We start from the raw sequence: 19,019 nt of genomic DNA, 5'->3' as shown, positions 1-19,019 counted from the left end.
CTGGCATAGCGGACGAGTGGGCGGTAAATCGGGGGGCCGGGCCCTCGGCATCCTGGAATCTGATTCTAGAATGGGGCCCATGCAGCCACAGGAGTTCGCCCAGGTGCTCGGAGTCGTCCGCGAGTTCGTCCGCGAGCAGGTGATCCCGCGCGAGGACGAGATCGAGGAGACCGACGCGATCCCGGAGCCGCTGCGCGCCGCGTCAAGGGACATGGGCCTGTTCGGCTACGCGCTTCCGGAACGGTACGGCGGGCTCGGGCTCTCGGTCGGCGAAGAGGTCCGGCTCGTTTTCGAGCTCGGCTACGCCAGCCCCGCGTTCCGCTCCATGTTCGGCACCAGCAACGGCATCGCCGGGCAGGTCCTCGTCAACGCCGGCACCGACGCGCAGAAGGACGAATGGCTGCCCAAACTCGCGTCCGGCCAAGTCATCGGGTCCTTCGCGCTCACCGAGGCCGAGGCGGGCTCCGACCCCAGCACGCTCACCACCACGGCGACCCGCGACGGCGACGACTACGTCGTCAACGGCGCCAAGCGGTTCATCACCAACGCCCCCGAAGCCGACGTTTTCATGGTCTTCGCCAGGACGGGCGGCACCGGTTCCCGAGGCATCTCCACGTTCCTCATAGAGAAGGGCACGGACGGACTGACCGTCGGCCCGTCCGACCAGAAGATGGGGCAGCGCGGCGCACACACGGCTGAGGTCTTCTTCGACGGCGTACGCGTCCCGGCCCGCAACATGGTCGGGACGGAAGGGACAGGGTTCCGCACTGCCATGGCGTCCCTCGCCCACGGACGACTCAGCATCGCCGCCGTCTGCGTGGGGCTCGCCCAGAGAATCCTGGACGAGACGGTCGCCTACGCCAAGGAACGCACCCAAGGCGGACGGACGATCGGCGAATACCAGCTCGTCCAAGGGCTCATCGCCGACTCGCAGACCGAGCTGTACGCCGGACGCTCCATGGTGCTCGAAGCCGCCCGCGCCTACGACGCCGGAGAGGACGCCAAGCTCGGACCGTCCTGCGCCAAGTACTTCTGCTCCGAGATGGCCGGACGCGTCGCCGACCGCGCCGTCCAGGTCTACGGCGGCATGGGGTACATGCGGGGCGTCGCCGTCGAACGCCTCTACCGCGACGTCCGGCTCTTCCGCATCTACGAGGGGACGAGCCAGATCCAGCAGCTCGTCATCGCCCGCGACCTGCTGCGCTGATCAGCGCGGACAACGCGGTCTGGACGAGGCGCAAACCGGTTCGCACCATCAGCTCAGTCCGTGTATGGTTTCACTGCGCGAACGGCGCAGGCCCCTTTAGCTCAGTCGGCAGAGCGTCTCCATGGTAAGGAGAAGGTCTACGGTTCGATTCCGTAAAGGGGCTCACGACATTCCGGCCGCCATCCGACCAGGACGGCGGCCTTCGTCGTTCCAGGACTTTCCCGACCTTCCCCGGCCCGGCGCTTCGCCGTCCAAGCGTCCGGTCGTTCCGACGGCCCGACTGGCCCGGATTCGCTCCATACAGGGGCCTGTGGTACCGTCCCACCGGTTCCAGTCCGACGTTTCGCAGGTCATCGGCACACCCGGTAACCTGGGACACGGTCCGGGGGAGCCCTCGAAACCGATTCCCGATCATCGACCGGGTTTTCGTGTTTCCGGGGTTCGGTGGGCATCCGGTATCCTTGCATTCCGGTCCACACCGACCATCGCGGCGGGGTAGCTCAGTCAGGCAGAGCAAGCGGCTCATAATCGCTGTGTCGCCGGTTCAAGTCCGGCCCTCGCTACTACCCATGTCTCTCATCTCCGGCACCGGAGGTGGGCGGGCCTGGGTCCAACCGCCGGTCGCCCGTCCGGGCGACCGACGTCCGAACGTTCCTTGTCCCCAGCTCAGAAAGGCACTCCATCGTGGCTGCCACCGACGTCCGGCCGAAGATCACGCTGGCCTGCCAGGAGTGCAAGCACCGCAACTACATCACGCGGAAGAACCGGCGCAACGACCCGGACCGCCTCGAGATCAAGAAGTACTGCCCCAACTGCCGGACCCACCGTCCGCACCGGGAAACCCGCTAGCCGACCCCCGGACGGAGAAGTACTGCCCGCTGCGCTCTCGCACGGGGCCAGGACCCACCGTCCGCACCGGGAAACCCGCTAGCCGAGCCCCGGACGGAGCCGCGCCCGCCCACCGAGGCGCACGCCGGCCCACCGTCCGCCGCCCGCACCGGCGAACCCGCCCGTGGCCCGGACGAGAGACACGGCGCCCACTAGACGCCGTCCGCCGTCCGTACTGGGAATTCCGACGCCGAGCGGGTTTCGACGCCCGTGAAGCGGCAGCTTCTTCGCACGCTTGCCCCGACCTTGATCAGCCCGTCCTCGCCGGCGAGACCCGCGAGGGCGGGCTGAACGTCGTTCTGTTAACGTCCGTCCGAAGCCCCGGTCGACCTGGAGGGACGGCACTGCATGGCACTGAACCGTGATTTCATCGGGCGGACCTTCCCGCCCAGCGAACCGTACGAGGTGAGCCGGGTGAAGATCCGCGAGTTCGCGGACGCCATCGGCGACCCCAACCCGGTCTACCGCGACCAGGAGGCCGCCAAGGCGGCCGGACACCCCGACGTCATCGCGCCGCCCACCTTCCCGATCGTCGTCTCCTTCGGCGGCACCGCCCTCGCCGACCCCGGCCTCGGGCTCAACTTCGCGATGGTCGTCCATGGCGAGCAGCGGTTCGAGTACGTCCGCCCGCTCCGCGCCGGCGACGTCGTCACCTGCACCACCACGATCACCGAGATCAGGTCCATCGGCAGCAACGAGAAGATCGCCGTCGAGACCGACGTCAAGACCGTCGAGGGCGAGATGATCTGCAAGTCCTACAACTCGATCGTGGAGCGAGGGGCCTGATGACCGCCACCGTGAAGTACGCCGACGTCGAGGTCGGCACCGAGATCCCCGCACGCACGTACCCCATCGACCGCGCCGATCTGGTCATGTACGCGGGCGCGTCCGGCGACTTCAACCCGATCCACTGGCGCGAGTCCGTCGCGAAGGCCGTCGGGCTCCCGGACGTGATCGCGCACGGCATGTACACGATGGCGCAGGGCGGCCGGTTCGTCACCGACTGGACCGGCGACCCGGGCTGCGTCGTCGACTACGGGGTACGGTTCTCCTCTCCGGTCGTCGTCCCCGACGAGGGCGGCGCGACGCTGGAGATCAGCGGCAAGGTGGAGGAGAAGCTCGACGACAACAAGGTCGTCGTGGCGCTCACCGCCAGGTCGGACGGCCAGAAGGTCCTCACGCGCGCGAAGGCGGTCGTCAAGCTCGCCTGACCGCCGAGGCCGGACGGCCGCACGCCAGGCCAAGCCGGCCGGGCGAGGCCGGGCGCCGCCGCGCGAGGACGGGCGACGCAGGTACGGGGAAGGGAAAGTCGACGTGGCGGTGTTCGCTGAAGAGGTGAACCTGGCCGGGTACACCACGCTGCGGCTGGGCGGTCCCGCCCGGCGCTTCGTCGAGGCGACGACCGAGGCGGAGCTCGTCGCCGCGATCCGCACGGCCGACGACGCGGGCGAACCCGTCCTCGTGCTCGGCGGCGGCAGCAACCTGGTCGTGTCCGACGCGGGCTTCCCCGGCACCGTCGTGCACGTCGGAACCCGCGGCGCCGAACGCGTCGCCGCCGACGGAGACCGGGTCCTCGTCCGCGTCCAGGCGGGCGAGGACTGGGACCCGTTCGTCGCCCGCTGCGTCGCCGACGGCCTCGCCGGCGTCGAATGCCTGTCCGGCATCCCCGGACGCGTCGGCGCGACTCCGATCCAGAACGTCGGCGCCTACGGCCAGGACGTCAGCGAGACGGTCGTCGAAGTCCGCGCCTACGACCGGCACGCCCGCGCCCACGTCACCCTCGACCGCGACGACTGCCGGTTCACCTACCGGCACAGCGCGTTCAAGGGCCACGACCGGTACGTCATCCTGGACGTGACGTACGCGCTGCACGAGTCCGAGGAGTCGCAGCCGATCGCCTACGCGGAACTGGCGAAAAGGCTCGGCGTCCAGCCCGGGGACAGGGTGACGCTGAAAGAGGCGCGCGACGCCGTCCTCGAACTGCGCCGCGGCAAGGGCATGGTCCTGGACGCCGCCGACCCCGACACGCGCAGCGCCGGATCGTTCTTCACCAACCCGATCCTGGAGCCCGGCCAGCTCGCCGACCTGGAACGCCGCGTCGCCGAACGCCTCGGACCGGACGCGGCCTTCCCCCGCTACCCGGAGACGGGCGGCCGGATCAAGACGTCCGCCGCCTGGCTCATCGACCGCGCCGGCTTCGCCAAGGGCCACGCCCGCGGACCGGCGCGGATCTCCACCAAGCACACCCTGGCCCTCACCAACCCGGGCGGCGCCGATGCCGCCGACCTGCTGGCCCTCGCCCGCGAGGTCCGCGACGGCGTCCGCGACGCGTTCGGCGTCGAGCTGGTGAACGAGCCCGTCCTGATCGGCGTGACCCTCTGACCCGCCGCCCCTCCCACGGGTGTGACATGACCGACATTGGGCCCCTGACCAGGGCTTGATACTGTCGAAACGTCGAGGGGGAGTAGTCCCAATCGCGTGATCGACATACTGGCGCCGCCTGTGGCGCCCGGTCACGCGGGCCCGGTCCCGATCCGGGCGGACGAGACCCTCGGCCTGGCAGTTATGCCGGGCCGAGGCCCGCTGCTCCCGAAGCTCCCGCCCTCCGCTCGGCATCCGAGCGAGAGGGAACCGGTGTCCGCCTTCCTCATCAGCCTGGCCGTGATCTTCGTCGCCGAACTGGGCGACAAGAGCCAGCTCATGGCCATGACCTTCGCCACCCGCTTCCGGGCGCTCCCGGTGCTGATCGGCATCACGGCCGCGACCGCGATCGTCCACCTGGCGAGCGTCGCGCTCGGCGCCGCGCTGGGGGCCGCGCTCCCGACCGGCCCGATCTCGATCCTCGCCGGCCTCGCGTTCCTCGGCTTCGCGGCGTGGACGCTGCGCGGCGACGAACTCGACGACACCGAACGCGACAAGGCCAGGCGCGCCACCGGCTCGGCGATCCTGGCCGTCGGCGGGGCGTTCTTCCTCGCCGAACTGGGCGACAAGACGATGCTCGCCACCGTCACCCTCGCCGCCGACAACGGCGGATTCCTGGCGCTGACCGGCGTGTGGGCCGGTTCGACGATCGGGATGGTCACCGCCGACGGGCTCGCCATCGTGATCGGTCAGATCCTCGGCAGGAGGCTCCCCGAGCGGGTCATCAAGTACGGCGCCGCCGCCGGGTTCGCGGTCTTCGGCGTCCTCCTGCTCATCGAAGGCGCCACCGCGTAAAGCGCGCCACCGCGTAAAGCGCGCCACCGCGTAAAGGCGCGCCGGATCAGCCGGTGAGCCAGGCGTCGACTCCGGCCAGCAGCCGGCGCCGGACGTCGTCGGGCGCCGCCGAGGCCCTGATCGACTGGCGGGCCAGGTCCGCCAGCTCGGCGTCGGAGAAACCGTGCTCCGCGCGGACGAGGTCGTACTGGCGGGCCAGCCGCGACCCGAACAGCAGCGGGTCGTCCGCGCCCAGCGCGATCGGCGCGCCCGCCTCGTACAGCGCCCGGACGGGGACGTCCGTCGCCGTCGCCGCCACCCCGAGGCCCACGTTCGACGCCGGGCAGACCTCCAGCGTCACGCCCCGCTCGGCGATCGACGCCACCAGCCGCGGGTCGGCGACCGCGCGCACGCCGTGGCCGATCCGGTCGGCCCGCAGCGTCTCCAGGCATTCCCGGACGCTCGCCGGCCCGAGCAGCTCGCCGCCGTGCGGCACGGCCAGCAGCCCGCCCCGCTTCGCGATCCGGAACGCGCCCTCGAAGTCGTAAGCCCGTCCCCGCCGCTCGTCGTTGGACAGCCCGAACCCGACCACGCCCTCGCCCGCGTACCGGACGGCCAGCCGCGCGAGCGTCTTCGCGTCCAGCGGGTGCCGCGTCCGGTTCGCCGCGATCACCACGCCGATGCCGACGCCCGACGCGTCCGACGCCGCCCGCGCCGCGTCCAGCACCAGCTCGACGGTCGGGGTCAGCCCGCCGAACATCGCCGCGTAGCCGCTCGGATCGACCTGGATCTCCAGCCAGCCCGAGCCTTCGGCCGCCTCGTCCTCCGCGGTCTCGCGGAGCAGGCGGCGCAGGTCGTCGGGCGTCCGCAGCACCGAGCGCGCGATGTCGTACAGGCGCTGGAACCTGAACCATCCGCGCTCGTCGGTCGCGTGCAGGCGGGGCGGCCAGTCCTCGACGAGCGCGTCCGGCAGGTGGACGCCGTGGACGTCGGCGAGCTCCACCAGCGTGGAATGCCGCATCGAACCCGTGAAGTGCAGGTGCAGGTGCGCCTTCGGGAGCAGGGCCACGTCCGGACGGGTGGAGCCGCACGCGACGCGTGGGTGCTCCGAGCGGGATGAAACGGTACGGGCCTCCATGAGCCAATGTTGCCGGATCTTCAGCCCCGCGGAACCCCCGGCCCGACAGGATCATCACACCGGACTACCTCGCATGACACCGCGCGGCCATCCAGCCCATGGGCATCGCCGAAAAAACTTTGGAATCACGTGCAACCCCGTCCCGGCACCGTGCGTATACGAGGGGCGCCAGAGAGAGACAGGCACACCCCCGCATGGAAGACGGGCAGAAGGGATACACGATGATCACGCTGAAGGCCGCTCTGATCGCGGCGACCGCCGTCGGCACCGTCGCCGTGGGCGGCGGCGCGACGTGGGCGATGACCGGCGCCTCCGACCCCGCGACCCCGCAGCCCCCCGCGGCGAAGGCGCCCGCCGCGGAGCGCCAGGTCCAGGACAAGCTGCCCGCCACGCCCCCGACCTGCCTGCCGGCCAAGCCCGGCCTGCCCGGCGCGAAGCTCCCGGACGGCAAGCTCCCCGACGCCGCCGCCAAGAAGGAGATCGAGAAGCACCTGAAGCAGAACCCGGTCGGCAAGGACCTGCCGCAGGGCCAGCTGCCGAAGCCCGAGGTCCCGGCCGTCCCCGGGGCGCCGAACCCGGGCGTCCCCGGCAACGTGCCGAACCCGGGCGTCCCCAGCACCCTGCCGAAGGCGGACGTGCCGAAGAGCGACGTCCCCGGCGTCAAGGCCCCGGACGCCAAGACGCTCCCGAAGAACCTGCCCACCTGCGCGCCGTCCACCGACGACCTCGGCAAGAACCTCCCGGCGCCGCCGGCCGGCCGCGTCCCCGGCAAGCCCGGCCTACCCTCCGCGCCCAAGCTCGACTGCAGCAAGCTGCCGCCCGCGGTGAAGGTCGGCAGCCCGGTCGAGAAGGCCGTCATGCTGACCAAGGGCCTGCGCTACGCCTCGACCGTCCCGGGCGCCGCTGAGCTGCGCAAGCACAACATCTGCGCCGTCACGCAGAAGTGGACCGGCACCGCCGGCCAGTGGATCACCGTGGAAACGCTGAAGACGCCCGCCGGAATGTCGCAGAATCAGCTCCGGCAGGCGCTGAACCTGCCGCAGGGCGGCACCCCGATCACCGTGTACGGGGCGGCCGGCTGGGTGGGCCCGGGCGGCAGCGGCGTGCTGCTGTTCGACCCGAACGGCTACTCGATGTTCGTCAACGGCAGCCCGGTTCTCGCGGGTGGTCTCAAGGACGTGACCACCGCCCTGCGCCAGGCCCAGTAGAGGAAAGGACGCGGGCGGTCTGAGGGACGCAGACCGCCCGCGTCGGGCCCGCGAGCGCACCGGCCGCACGATCGCGCGGGGAGCCGGTGCGCGGGCGCGAAAAAAGAAAGACGCGGGCGGGCGGCCCGGCGCGGAGGCCGCCCGCTCTCGGTAGGTACGCCGGATTTGCTCTAGCCGGGACGGAGCACAGGTGGGGCGTCGAGACGACAGGTCGTTCGTGGAGTTCGTGACGGAACGCGGCGATGCCCTGCTGCGCACCGCGGCACTGATGTGCGGGGCCCGGCAGGACGCCGAGGACATCCTGCAGACCGCGCTGGAAAAGGCCTACCGGCACTGGGGCCGGCTGGAGGCTGGCAGCGATCCGGAACCCTACGTCCGCCGGATCCTGGTCAACCTCGTGATCAGCCGGTCCCGCCGCTGGAAGGTGCTACGGGAGATCCACATGGCGAGGCTTCCGGAGACGCCGGCCGTCTCGCCCAACCACGCCGTCGAGCTGAGGGGGACGCTCATGGACGAGCTGCGCAAGCTCGGTCCGCGGCAGCGGGCCGTACTGGTCCTGCGCTTCTGGGAGGACCTGTCGGAGGCGGAGACGGCGCAGGCGCTCGGCTGTTCGGTCGGAACGGTCAAGAGCCAGGCGTCCCGGGGGCTGGCCAGGCTCCGGGAACGCCTCGACAAGAACCTGGCGCCACTGGGGAGATGAGCGATGGATCTGGAGAGTGAACTGCGGAAGGCCATGGCCGAGCAGGTGTCCGGCGCGTCCGCGGCGCCGTCGCTCGTCGCGGACGTCAAGCGCCGCCACCGGCGCAGGAGGACGCGGATCCACGCGGCCGCCGGAGCGGTCGCCGCCTCGGTCGCCGCGCTCGCCCTGGTGCCCACCTATCAGTCGTTCCGGGCCACACCTGCCGGGAACTCCGAGACGACACGTCCGACGAGCACTGTCTCGGCGTTCCAGCAGCCGGAACGGCCGCCCGCCCCGGGCCTCTCCCGGCCCCCGTCAGCAAAGGGACGGTCCGGGGCGGGAGCGACCAGCCATCCCGAGCACCCGCCCGGCGGACCGGGCGGCGGGACGCGCAAGCCCGGCACCGGGCTGCACGATCTGCCGAGCTGGATCACCTACCTTCCCGACGGCCTCACCGCCGCCGCGCCGTGCGCGGTGACGGGCGGCGCCGAACGCAAGACGACGACCTGCAAGTGGCGGGGGGACGTCGGCTGGGTGGAGATCGTCCTGGTGAAGGGCGGGCTCGCCGGGCCGCAGGAGCTGATGAAGTCGACGGGCATCCCGGGCCGCACGTCCGTCCGCGGGACGCCCGCGCTCACCGGCGACCTTCCCGGCTCCGGACGCCAGATCTCCTGGCTGGCCGGGCCGAACGTCGGCGTGACCGTGTCCGCGGGCGGATCGGTCACCGGCCACCTCATGCGCATCGCCGAAGGCGTCCGCCCATGAAGCAGAGAACACGATGACCCCGTTCCGGCGGGACGTTCCATAGCGGAGAGGGGCCGCGCGGAACGTCCCGCCGGACATTCCGGGACGGGATCAGGAGGCGGGCCCGTTCCACACGGGACCGGCCCCGGGCAAATTGTGTGCGCCCGGGGCCGGCTCGTGACGTCGAGAGATTCGGTGGTCGGCGGGTCAGCCCGCCTCGGCGAGCAGCTTCGCGACACGCGAGACGCCCTCGACGAGGTCGTCGTCGCCGAGCGCGTACGACAGGCGGAAGTACCCCGGCGTGCCGAACGCCTCGCCCGGCACCAGCGCGACCTCCGCCTCCTCCAGGATCAGCGACGCCAGCTCCACCGACGTCTCCGGACGCTTCCCGCGGATCTCCCTGCCCAGCAGCTCCTTCACCGACGGGTAGACGTAGAACGCGCCCTCCGGCTCGGGGCACACCATGCCCGGGATCTCGTTCAGCATCTTCACGATCGTCTTGCGGCGCCGGTCGAACGCCTTGCGCATCTCCGCCGCCGCCGACAGGTCGCCGGTCACCGCGGCGAGCGCCGCCGCCTGTGACACGTTCGCCACGTTGGACGTCGCGTGCGACTGGAGGTTCTGCGCGGCCTTCACCACGTCCGCGGGGCCGACCATCCAGCCGACCCGCCAGCCCGTCATCGCGTACGTCTTCGCGACGCCGTTCAGGACGAGCGTCCGGTCGGCCAGCTCCGGCACCACCACGGGGATCGAGTGGAATTCGGCGTCCCCGTAGACGAGGTGCTCGTAGATCTCGTCGGTGATGACCCACAGGCCGTGCCCGTCCGCCCAGCGGCCGATCGCCTCGACCTCGTCGCGCGTGTACACCGCGCCGGTCGGGTTGGACGGCGACACGAACAGCAGCACCTTCGTCCGGTCGGTGCGGGCCGCCTCAAGCTGCTCGACGCTCACCTTGTAACCGGTGGTCTCGTCGGCGACGACGTCGACGGGCACCCCGCCCGCCAGCTTGATCGACTCGGGATAGGTCGTCCAGTACGGCGTCGGGACGAGCACCTCGTCGCCCGGGTCGAGCAGCGCCGCGAACGCCTCGTACACCGCCTGCTTGCCGCCGTTGGTGATCAGGACCTGCGCGGCCTCGACCCGGTACCCGGAGTCGCGCTCGGTCTTCTCGGCGACGGCGGCGCGCAGCTCGGGCAGCCCGCCCGCCGGCGTGTACTTGTGGAAGCGCGGCACCCTGCACGCGGTGACCGCCGCCTCGACGATGTAGTCGGGAGTCGGGAAGTCGGGCTCGCCCGCGCCGAACCCGATGACCGGGCGTCCCGCCGCCTTCAGCGCCTTGGCCTTGGCGTCGACGGCCAGCGTGGCGGACTCGGATATCGCGGCGATGCGCTTGGAGATACGAGGACGGTCGATGCTCATGCCCCTATCGTTACAGACGCCGTCCCGGTGCCCGAGCCATATATCGCGGCCGGTCGGACGGCACGCCCCCGCACCGCCCCGGCGGCGCGCCGCGCCCGCCCGAGGATCTACGGCCCATCTGGTTCGACGCGGCGGCCTTGTGGCCGTAGACTCACCGTCCTAGTGACGCGTCCCCGCCATACGAGCCTGTCCGCACACCGATGCCGGACGAGGTCGTAAGCTGGTACGCGACACGTCCCGATCCCATGGTCGGGGTTCTCCTTAGCCGGAGAAATCGAAGGGCAGTGGCTCAATTGGTAGAGCTCCGGTCTCCAAAACCGGCGGTTGGGGGTTCGAGTCCCTCCTGCCCTGCGAGGTGCGGTGCGCGCACCCGTGCCCGCCACGCCGTGGCGACCGCGGCGCGGGACCGCGCGGCAACCACATGGTGGTTGGATCACGACCGATGAGGTGAACGGCGGCTATGGCGACCGAGACTGACGAGCGCGACGAGCCCGAGGCCAAGGACGAAGGCAAGGGTAAAAAGGAGAGGTCTTCCTCCAGGCGGACGTCCCCGGCGCTGTTCGTGCGCCAGATCGCCGCCGAACTGCGGAAGGTCATCTGGCCGACGCGGCGGGAGCTCATCACCTACACGACCGTGTCCCTCGTCTTCGTGCTGATCATGGTCGCGATCGTTTCCGCCGTGGACTACGGGCTGCAGGAGGGCGTCTACGCCGTCTTCGGCTAGCCGCCGCGGCCCGGTCCGTCCGGGACGACCGCCCCGCGCCATCGCAAGTTCATCACCGAAGACCGACAGAAAGAGTCACCGTGTCCGAGCCCTCACAGCCCTACGACGAGGCCGTTGACGAGGCCCAGTCCGCTGCGGCTGCTGCGGCGGACCAGGCGGCGCAGCCCGTCGACGAGGCGGCCGAGGCGGCCGTCTCCGCCGGCGACGCCGAACCCGCGGACACGAAGCTCGAGGACGAGGGTCCCGAGCCGGGCCCCGCCGACGACGCCGACGATCTCGCCGCCGCCGTCACGGGCGAGCAGGACGGCGCCGCCGAAGAGGCGGACGAGGCAGCCGAGGCGGACGAATCAGGCGAGGACGAGGAGATCGAGGCGCCCGCCGAGCCGCCCGTCGACCCGTACGCCGAGTTCAAGATGCAGCTCCGCCTCCAGCCGGGCGACTGGTACGTCGTGCACTCCTACGCGGGGTACGAGAACCGGGTCAAGACCAACATCGAGACCCGCACCCAGACCCTCAACATGGAGGACTACATCTTCCAGATCGAGGTCCCGCAGCACGAGGTGACCGAGATCAAGGGCGGCAAGCGCCAGAAGGTCAACGAGAAGGTCCTGCCGGGCTACATCCTGGTCCGCATGGAGCTGACCGACGAGTCGTGGGCCGCGGTCCGCAACACGCCGGGCGTGACGGGGTTCGTCGGCCTGCTGAACAAGCCGTCCCCGCTGAGCCTGGACGAGGTCGCCAACCTGCTGGCCCCCGAGCCGGAGGAGGGCACCGCGCCCGCCAAGGAGGCCGCGAAGGCCGCCGCCGCGACCGTCGATTACGAGGTCGGCGAGTCCGTCACCGTCATGGACGGCCCGTTCGCCACCCTCCCCGCCACCGTCAACGAGATCAACGCCGAACAGCAGAAGCTCAAGGTCCTGGTCTCGATCTTCGGCCGCGAGACCCCGGTCGAGCTCAGCTTCAACCAGGTCTCCAAGATCTGAGGGCCGATCAGGCCACGTCCGGGCCGTCCCCCGCCAACGCGGAGGCGGCCCGTACGCTTGTCCGGGCGGGGCCACGGCGCCTCACGTCCAGGCGGCCGGGCTGAACCGACTCACTCCGCCAAGGCCGTATGCTGGACGGGTTGCCTCTTGAGCAGTCCGCCAGGAAACCGGCCGGTGAAGCGGTCGCCTTCGTACCTGCGGAGATGCCGAGGTTCATAGCGGTTCCTACACGGTGGACGCGTCCCAGCCGCCGTGTTGCCCGGACTGGCCGGGAGTCGGAACCACCGATAAATGGGACAAAGGGGTTCGCATGCCTCCCAAGAAAAAAGTCGCCGCCCTGGTGAAGGTCCAGTTGCAGGCTGGGCAGGCGACTCCGGCGCCGCCCGTCGGTACCGCGCTCGGTCCGCACGGCGTCAACATCATGGACTTCTGCAAGCAGTACAACGCCGCCACGGACTCCCAGCGCGGCAACGTCATCCCCGTAGAGATCACCATCTACGAGGACCGCTCGTTCACCTTCGTCACGAAGACCCCGCCGGCCGCGCAGCTCATCCTGAAGGCCGCGGGCGTGGAGAAGGGCAGCGGCGAGCCGCACAAGACCAAGGTCGGCTCGGTCACCCGCGACCAGGTCCGCGAGATCGCCACGACGAAGATGCCCGACCTGAACGCCAAGGACCTCGACGCCGCCGAGAAGATCGTCGCCGGCACCGCGCGGTCGATGGGCATCGACGTCAAGTAAGTCACCCCAGTGGAAGGGCCGGCGCTGGCCCGTACCACGAGTTCCAGTGGAGGAACGCACATGAAGCGCAGCAAGGGCTATCGCTCGGCCGCTGACAAGATCGACCGGGAGCGGCTGTACAGCCCGGTGGAGGCCGTGAAGCTGGCCAAGGAGACGTCGGTCGTCAAGTTCGACCCGACGGTCGAGGTCGCCATGCGGCTCGGCGTCGACCCGCGCAAGGCCGACCAGATGGTGCGCGGCACCGTGAACCTGCCGCACGGCACCGGTAAGACCGCCCGCGTGCTGGTGTTCGCCGTCGGCGCGAAGGCGCAGGAGGCGGAGTCCGCGGGCGCCGACCTGGTGGGCTCGGACGACCTGATCGAGCGGATCCAGGGCGGTTTCCTGGACTTCGACGCGGTCGTGGCGACGCCCGACCAGATGGGCAAGGTCGGACGGCTGGGCCGGGTGCTCGGCCCGCGCGGCCTGATGCCGAACCCGAAGACGGGCACGGTCACCATGGACGTGGCGAAGGCCGTCACCGACATCAAGGGCGGCAAGATCGAGTTCCGGGTCGACCGGCACGCGAACCTGCACTTCATCATCGGCAAGGCGTCCTTCGACGAGCGCCAGCTGGTGGAGAACTACGCCGCGGCCGTCGACGAGATCCAGCGGCTCAAGCCGTCCGCCGCCAAGGGCCGGTACGTCAAGAAGGCGATCCTGACGACGTCGATGGGCCCGAGCATCCCGGTGGACCCGAACGCGATCCGCAACCTGACCGCGGAGCTCGACGAGGTCTGACCGAGCGTCATCGGACAGGGCGTCCCCGCCACGGCGGGGGCGCCCTGCCGCGTTCTGCGGCCCCCCGTCCGGCTCAGTGGACCGAGCGCCGCCAGCCCACCAGTCGATTGGTAGATTAATCGGCGCGGAGAGCGAGGGGGAGCGATGGACGGAACGCGGCTCTACGACGTACTCGACACCGCCGCACGGGACGCCCCCGACGCGCCCGCACTGTCGGTGGACGGCGCCACATGGACGTTCCGCGAGCTCAGAAGCCGCACGGACGCGCTCAGCTCCCACCTCGCCGCCCGCTGCTCGCCCGGGGCACGGGTCGCGCTGCTGGCGCACAACTGTCCGGAGTACGTCGCGGCCTACTACGGGGTTCCGCGGGACGGCCGGATCCTTGTGCCGCTCAACCAGCGGCTGCATCCTCGCGAATGGGCCGACCAGATCGTCCGCAGCGGCGCCGAGCTCGTCATCGGCGAACCCGACCTGCTCGACCGGCTGGCCGCCGAGGCAGAGTTCCCCGCCGACAGTCCTCCGCTGGTCGCCGTCGAAGACCTGCCCTGGGATGCCTCGCCCTCCCACCGTCCAACCGCCGCGGCCTCTGACACCGAGGTCGCCTGGCTGATGTTCACCAGCGGCACGACTGGCCGTCCGAAAGGTGTGCGGCTCACGCACAAGAGCCTGCTCGCGGGGATCGAGGTGTCGGCGTCGGGCAGGCCCGTGCGGCCGGACGACGTGTTCCTCACGCCGTTCCCGCTCTGCCATGTCGCCGGATACCAGGTCATGCTGCACCACTTGTTCCGGCGGCATGCCGTCGTCTTGCGCCGGTTCAGCGCGGCAGCCCTCGTGGAGGCGACGCCCCGGCACGGCGTGACGAGCCTGTCCCTGGCCCCGACGATGCTCGAAGACCTGCTCGCGCACGTCGAAGCCGACCCAGCGGCACGCGACGCCCTCCGTGCCGGCCTCCGGGTGATCTCCTACGGCTCCGCGCCGATGCCGGTCGCGCTGCTGCGCCGTGCCTACGACGTGCTGGGCTGCGACTTCAACCAGGGGTTCGGCATGACCGAGCTGTCCGGCAACGCGACGTTCCTGTCCCCGGACGACCACCGCGCTGCCATCGCTTCCAGGCCGGAGCTGGCGGCGTCTGCGGGCCGTCCGGGCGAGGGTGTCGAGATCGCCGTGATCGGCGAGGACGGGACGCCCCTCCCTCCCGACGCGCTGGGCGAGGTCGTCGTCAGGGGCGCGCAGGTGACGACGGGCTACTGGGACGATCCGGACGCGACCGCAGCGGCCTTCACCGGAGACTGGTTCCGCACCGGCGACGTCGGCCGCGTCGACGTCGACGGCTACCTCTACCTCGTCGACCGCCTCAAGGACGTGATCATCACCGGGGGCGAGAACGTCTCGTCCCGCGAGGTCGAGGACGTGCTGCGCACCGTCCCCGGAGTCGGCCAGGTCGCCGTGATCGGGCTGCCCGATCCGCGCTGGGGGCAGACGGTGTGCGCGGTGATCGTCCCCGACGGCGTCCCGCCGGACGGCGACGCGCTGATCGGCGCGTGCCGGGCCAGGCTCGCCGGGTTCAAGACGCCCCGCCGCATCGAGTTCGTGGACGCCCTGCCGCGCACCGCCACCGGCAAGATCCGCAAGTCCGCCCTCCGCGCCACCCTGACCGAACGCCCCTAGCGCCGTTCCCGGCCCCGGTCATTCGGCTCCCCCTCGGCTACGCCGCGGGTCGTACCGCCGCGGCGGGCATTCGTACCACCGGGGGATGTAGCGCCGTTAACGCGTCGGGAGACTGGGAACACCAGCAGGGCGATCAAGGGAGGCTCTACCCTCATGAACCGACGACTCATGGTGGCCGCCGGAGGCACCGCCGTGGGTGCCGCGCTCCTCCTGTCCGGATGCGGCGGGGACGGGACGACGAGCACCGAGAACATGAAGCTCAGCGCCGACCAGGCGTTGCTGAAGACGTCCCAGAAGACGGGCCAGACCGACACGTTCAAGGCCGACCTCACGGTGACGGGCACCGGCGAGCACGGCGGCAAGGTCCACGCCGACGGCCAGTTCCAGCTGCGTCCGGCGCTGAAGTTCAGCGCGAAGCTGGACGAGTTCAGCACCAACGGCCGGACCGTCCCCGGCGCCAAGGGCCAGGCGCTGTTCACCGACAACGTCCTGTACGCGAAGGTCCCGCAGCTCGCCAAGTTCGTCAGCGGCGGCAAGCCGTGGCTGAAGATCGACGTGAACCAGATGGCGCAGCGGACCGGTTTCGACGTCCAGAGCCTGCTCCAGCAGGTCCAGCAGGTCGACCCGGCCGAGCAGACGAAGATGTTCACCGGTTCCAAGGACGCCCGCCGCGTCGGCGCCGAGACGGTCGACGGCGTCAAGACGACGCACTACGCCGGGACGGTGACCGTCCAGGACGCGCTGAACAAGCTCGACGCGCAGTCCCGCGACAAGGTGGCCAAGTGGCTGCCGAAGGACCGCGCCAACAGCAAGATCAACTTTGATCTCTGGACGGACGGCGACAACCTGCCCCGCAAGCTCGTGTCCAAGGCGACGGGCCCGCAGGGCGAGACCGGCACGGTGACCGTCCTGTACAGCGACTACGGCGAGTCGTTCAGCGTGAACGCGCCGCCGTCCGACCAGGTGGGGCAGCTGTCGCTCGGCGGGATGCTCGGCGGGAACTGAGAAACCCGTCATCCCCGGCATCTTCGGACTTGTGTGAACCTGCGGGGTCTCCTCGGCGTCTGATCTACCATTCGGCTCTGACAGCCAGGACCAGACCAAGGAGACCCCCCACATGATCCGTCGTTTCGCCGTGGGCACGGCGCTGGCGACCGGCCTCGCCCTCTCGCTGACCGGCTGTCTCGGGGACGCCGGCAACAAGGTGGACGAGGCCGGCAAGAACCTGAAGCTGTCGGCCGCGCAGGTGCTGGGCAAGGCCGCCGAGAAGACCGGCAGCGTCGACTCGTTCAAGGCCGACCTGTCGATGCAGATGAACGGGACGAACGAGGGCGACGTCTCGGCGACCGGCCAGATGCAGTACCGGACCAAGCCCGACCTCGCCTACAGCATGCGCTTCGACCAGATGTCGGTGGGCGGCAAGTCCATGGGCGGCATGGAGTACGTCCTGGTCAGCCGGACCATGTACATGAAGATCCCGATGCTGTCGCAGCTCGGCGGCGGGTCCGCGGCCAAGCCGTGGCTGAAGATCTCGCTGGACGAGCTGGGCAAGAAGTCCGGGATGAACATCGAGGAACTGCTCCAGCAGTCGCAGCAGATGGACCCCGTCCAGAACACCAAGATGCTGACGGCGTCCAAGGACGTGCGCGAGGTCGGCAAGGAGACGGTGAACGGCGTCGAGACGACGCACTACACCGGCACCTACCGGATGGAGGACGCGCTCTCCAAGCTGCCGGCCGAGAGCCGGGAGGCCCTCCGCAAGAGCTACGCGGACAGCGGCATGCAGAACATGACCTTCGACCTGTGGGTGGACGGCGAGCAGCTCCCCCGCAAGCTGGCGATGAAGTCGCAGCAGACGGCCGACGGCGTCATGAACATGACGATGACGTACCGCGACTACGGCAAGCCGGTGGAGATCGCCGCGCCGCCCGCGAGCCAGACCACCGACTTCAGCCAGCTGCTGAACGGCCTGGGCGGCGGTGGCGGCATCCCGGGCAGCTGACCCGCACGCCGGAAACAGAACGGAAACCACACGACCAAGGGCCGCGCCGGAACCGGCGCGGCCCTTCGCCGTCCCCGGATTTGGCCTAATCGGGAGACGCACGTATTCTGTTCCCTGCCGAAGACCGCCGGTCGTCACCTCGCGAGAGGTGGCCGAAGGACCCGAACTCGTTCGGGCGGCCTGCGCAGGTGAGACGAGAGCTTCCGCATGGCCTCCGTGCCGTGCCTGGACGCCCCGCGCGCCTGCGCCGGGGCGTTTTTTGGTCGATCGGAACCCGTCCCGGACGTCCGGGACGGACGAGGGTCGTGACCACCCAGGTAATCGGAAGGAGGCCGCATGGCCAAGGCCGATAAGGACGCGGCGATCGCCGAGCTCAAGAACGAGTTCGAGAGCTCAAACGGCGCCGTGCTGACCGAGTACCGCGGGCTTACCGTCGCGCAGGTGCAGGAACTGCGCGGCAATCTCGGCGAGACCGCACGGTTTCGCGTGGTGAAGAACACGCTGACCAAGCGCGCGGCGAACGAGGCCGGTGTCGACGAGCAGTTCGGCGAACTGCTGGAGGGCCCGTCGGCCATCGCGTTCGTCCGCGGCGACGTGGTCGAGGCGGCCAAGGGACTGCGCGACTTCGCCAAGGCCAACCCGATGCTGGTGATCAAGGGCGGCTTCATCGACGGTCAGTCGATGGACGCCAAGCAGATCACCCAGCTGGCGGACCTGGAGTCTCGCGAGGTGCTCCTCGCGAAGCTCGCCGACGCGATGAAGGGCTCCATGGCGAACGCGGCCGCGCTCTTCAACGCCCTGCCGACGCAGGCGGCCCAGCTCGCCGAGGCGCTGCGCGCCAAGCGCGAGGAGAGCGGCGAGACCGCCGAGGCGCCGGCTGCCGACGCTCCGGCCGTCGACGCGTCCGACGCGGACGACGCGTCCGCCGCCGAAGCCCCCGCCGCCGAGGCGTCAGCCGAGTAAGGCACCCGCGGTTCACCATCCCCAGTTCTCAAGCCATAGCGGAGGAAAGATCATGGCGAAGCTCAGCACCGACGAACTGATCGGCGCGTTCAAGGAGATGACCCTTCTCGAGCTCTCCGGGTTCGTGAAGGAGTTCGAGGAGGTCTTCGACGTCAAGGCCACCGCCCCGGCCGCCGCCGTCGCGGTCGCCCCCGGCGCCGCGGCCCCGGCCGAGGAGGCCGCGGTCCAGGACGAGTTCGACGTCATCCTCGAGGGTGCCGGCGACAAGAAGATCCAGGTCATCAAGGAGGTCCGCGCGCTGACGAGCCTCGGCCTCAAGGAGGCCAAGGACCTGGTCGACGGCGCGCCGAAGCCGCTCCTGGAGAAGGTCAACAAGGAGGCCGCCGACAAGGCCAAGGAGGCCCTGGAGAAGGCCGGCGCGACGGTCACCGTCAAGTAAGGCGCTCCGAGCCACTGCTTCCTGGGAGGCGGTCGTCCCACCATCGGGTGGGTGCGGCCGCCTCCTTCGCATGCCGGGGACATGGCCGCACCTGGCCGTCCTGGTCTTGGACCGCTAGTCTCATAGGGCTCTAAGTAACGATTGTCTTACGACGTCGCATTTAGCCGCTGATCTGGGCGGGAACCCCTTCCATTTGGCCGGGGTGCCGCTACGGTAGGGGAACCCTCCCGGCTACCGAACGGTAGT

The 19,019-nt window shown here is 70.3% G+C and carries 20 protein-coding genes and 3 tRNA genes; 21 read left to right on the top strand and 2 right to left on the bottom strand.

Annotation, left to right across the window (positions count from 1 at the left end; translation table 11 throughout):
- Window positions 1–79: 79 nt before the first annotated feature.
- The 8 genes from ACH35V_RS21120 to ACH35V_RS21085 all read left to right on the top strand — a co-directional run bounded on the left by ACH35V_RS21120 (window position 80) and on the right by ACH35V_RS21085 (window position 5,311).
- A complete protein-coding gene (locus ACH35V_RS21120) occupies window positions 80–1,207 on the top strand; it encodes an acyl-CoA dehydrogenase family protein (RefSeq protein WP_395974553.1) in 1,128 nt (375 codons plus the stop codon).
- Window positions 1,208–1,297: 90 nt separating this feature from the next.
- Window positions 1,298–1,370: transfer RNA gene (locus ACH35V_RS21115), tRNA-Thr, on the top strand.
- A 326-nt stretch (window positions 1,371–1,696) separates the two neighbouring features.
- Window positions 1,697–1,770, top strand: a tRNA-Met gene (locus ACH35V_RS21110).
- A gap of 121 nt (window positions 1,771–1,891) precedes the next feature.
- Window positions 1,892–2,056 (top strand): 50S ribosomal protein L33, encoded by a 165-nt coding sequence (gene rpmG, locus ACH35V_RS21105; protein WP_026404241.1) that lies wholly within the window; start codon window positions 1,892–1,894, stop codon window positions 2,054–2,056.
- Window positions 2,057–2,443: 387 nt separating this feature from the next.
- On the top strand, window positions 2,444–2,881 hold the full coding sequence (locus tag ACH35V_RS21100; RefSeq protein ID WP_395974552.1) for a MaoC family dehydratase N-terminal domain-containing protein: 438 nt from the start codon (window positions 2,444–2,446) through the stop codon (window positions 2,879–2,881).
- Window positions 2,881–3,306, top strand: coding sequence for a MaoC/PaaZ C-terminal domain-containing protein (locus tag ACH35V_RS21095; protein ID WP_395974551.1), 426 nt, complete (start codon window positions 2,881–2,883; stop codon window positions 3,304–3,306). Before ACH35V_RS21100 ends, ACH35V_RS21095 begins: the two co-directional genes overlap by 1 nt.
- A gap of 103 nt (window positions 3,307–3,409) precedes the next feature.
- Window positions 3,410–4,477, top strand: a complete 1,068-nt coding sequence (locus ACH35V_RS21090; RefSeq protein ID WP_395974550.1) for a UDP-N-acetylmuramate dehydrogenase — start codon at window positions 3,410–3,412, stop codon at window positions 4,475–4,477.
- Window positions 4,478–4,729: 252 nt separating this feature from the next.
- Window positions 4,730–5,311 (top strand): TMEM165/GDT1 family protein, encoded by a 582-nt coding sequence (locus ACH35V_RS21085; protein ID WP_395974751.1) that lies wholly within the window; start codon window positions 4,730–4,732, stop codon window positions 5,309–5,311.
- 46 nt (window positions 5,312–5,357) lie between these two features.
- Here the strand turns inward: ACH35V_RS21085 and ACH35V_RS21080 are convergent, their stop codons facing one another.
- Entirely contained in the window at window positions 5,358–6,428 is a 1,071-nt protein-coding gene (locus tag ACH35V_RS21080) for an adenosine deaminase (protein WP_395974549.1), read from the bottom strand.
- Window positions 6,429–6,649: 221 nt separating this feature from the next.
- Between ACH35V_RS21080 and ACH35V_RS21075 the strand changes: the two genes are divergently transcribed.
- The 3 genes from ACH35V_RS21075 to ACH35V_RS21065 all read left to right on the top strand — a co-directional run bounded on the left by ACH35V_RS21075 (window position 6,650) and on the right by ACH35V_RS21065 (window position 9,080).
- A complete protein-coding gene (locus tag ACH35V_RS21075; protein WP_395974547.1) occupies window positions 6,650–7,636 on the top strand; it encodes a hypothetical protein in 987 nt (328 codons plus the stop codon).
- A 190-nt stretch (window positions 7,637–7,826) separates the two neighbouring features.
- A complete protein-coding gene (locus ACH35V_RS21070; protein ID WP_138644182.1) occupies window positions 7,827–8,336 on the top strand; it encodes a SigE family RNA polymerase sigma factor in 510 nt (169 codons plus the stop codon).
- A 3-nt stretch (window positions 8,337–8,339) separates the two neighbouring features.
- Window positions 8,340–9,080, top strand: a complete 741-nt coding sequence (locus ACH35V_RS21065) for a hypothetical protein (RefSeq protein ID WP_395974545.1) — start codon at window positions 8,340–8,342, stop codon at window positions 9,078–9,080.
- Window positions 9,081–9,266: 186 nt separating this feature from the next.
- On the opposite strand, the gene ACH35V_RS21060 is transcribed toward ACH35V_RS21065, so the two are convergent.
- Complete coding sequence (locus ACH35V_RS21060; RefSeq protein WP_395974543.1) at window positions 9,267–10,478, bottom strand: pyridoxal phosphate-dependent aminotransferase; 1,212 nt, start codon at window positions 10,476–10,478, stop codon at window positions 9,267–9,269.
- Window positions 10,479–10,756: 278 nt separating this feature from the next.
- Between ACH35V_RS21060 and ACH35V_RS21055 the strand changes: the two genes are divergently transcribed.
- From ACH35V_RS21055 to rplL, 10 genes are all read left to right on the top strand, one after another.
- Window positions 10,757–10,829 (top strand) — tRNA-Trp (locus tag ACH35V_RS21055).
- 109 nt (window positions 10,830–10,938) lie between these two features.
- Complete coding sequence (secE, locus tag ACH35V_RS21050; RefSeq protein WP_131963217.1) at window positions 10,939–11,202, top strand: preprotein translocase subunit SecE; 264 nt, start codon at window positions 10,939–10,941, stop codon at window positions 11,200–11,202.
- An 80-nt stretch (window positions 11,203–11,282) separates the two neighbouring features.
- A complete protein-coding gene (gene nusG, locus ACH35V_RS21045; protein ID WP_395974541.1) occupies window positions 11,283–12,185 on the top strand; it encodes a transcription termination/antitermination protein NusG in 903 nt (300 codons plus the stop codon).
- A gap of 310 nt (window positions 12,186–12,495) precedes the next feature.
- Window positions 12,496–12,924: a 50S ribosomal protein L11 gene (rplK, locus tag ACH35V_RS21040; protein ID WP_395974540.1), complete on the top strand. Its 429-nt coding sequence runs from the start codon at window positions 12,496–12,498 to the stop codon at window positions 12,922–12,924.
- Between the two features lie 60 nt (window positions 12,925–12,984).
- The gene (gene rplA, locus ACH35V_RS21035; protein WP_395974539.1) at window positions 12,985–13,701 is read left to right on the top strand and encodes a 50S ribosomal protein L1; all 717 of its coding nucleotides are present in this window, start codon (window positions 12,985–12,987) and stop codon (window positions 13,699–13,701) included.
- 144 nt (window positions 13,702–13,845) lie between these two features.
- Window positions 13,846–15,369, top strand: a complete 1,524-nt coding sequence (locus ACH35V_RS21030) for a class I adenylate-forming enzyme family protein (RefSeq protein WP_395974538.1) — start codon at window positions 13,846–13,848, stop codon at window positions 15,367–15,369.
- Window positions 15,370–15,522: 153 nt separating this feature from the next.
- On the top strand, window positions 15,523–16,374 hold the full coding sequence (locus tag ACH35V_RS21025; RefSeq protein ID WP_395974537.1) for a hypothetical protein: 852 nt from the start codon (window positions 15,523–15,525) through the stop codon (window positions 16,372–16,374).
- A gap of 112 nt (window positions 16,375–16,486) precedes the next feature.
- Entirely contained in the window at window positions 16,487–17,371 is an 885-nt protein-coding gene (locus tag ACH35V_RS21020; protein WP_395974536.1) for a hypothetical protein, read from the top strand.
- Between the two features lie 336 nt (window positions 17,372–17,707).
- Window positions 17,708–18,334: a 50S ribosomal protein L10 gene (gene rplJ / locus ACH35V_RS21015; RefSeq protein ID WP_395974534.1), complete on the top strand. Its 627-nt coding sequence runs from the start codon at window positions 17,708–17,710 to the stop codon at window positions 18,332–18,334.
- Window positions 18,335–18,386: 52 nt separating this feature from the next.
- A complete protein-coding gene (rplL, locus tag ACH35V_RS21010) occupies window positions 18,387–18,773 on the top strand; it encodes a 50S ribosomal protein L7/L12 (RefSeq protein WP_395974532.1) in 387 nt (128 codons plus the stop codon).
- Window positions 18,774–19,019: the final 246 nt, after the last annotated feature.

This window comes from Actinomadura sp. 1N219, from assembly GCF_044326405.1.
GTDB lineage: Bacteria > Actinomycetota > Actinomycetes > Streptosporangiales > Streptosporangiaceae > Spirillospora.
Note: the sequence above shows the minus strand (reverse complement) of the source record. Positions and strands in the feature narration are given on the sequence as shown.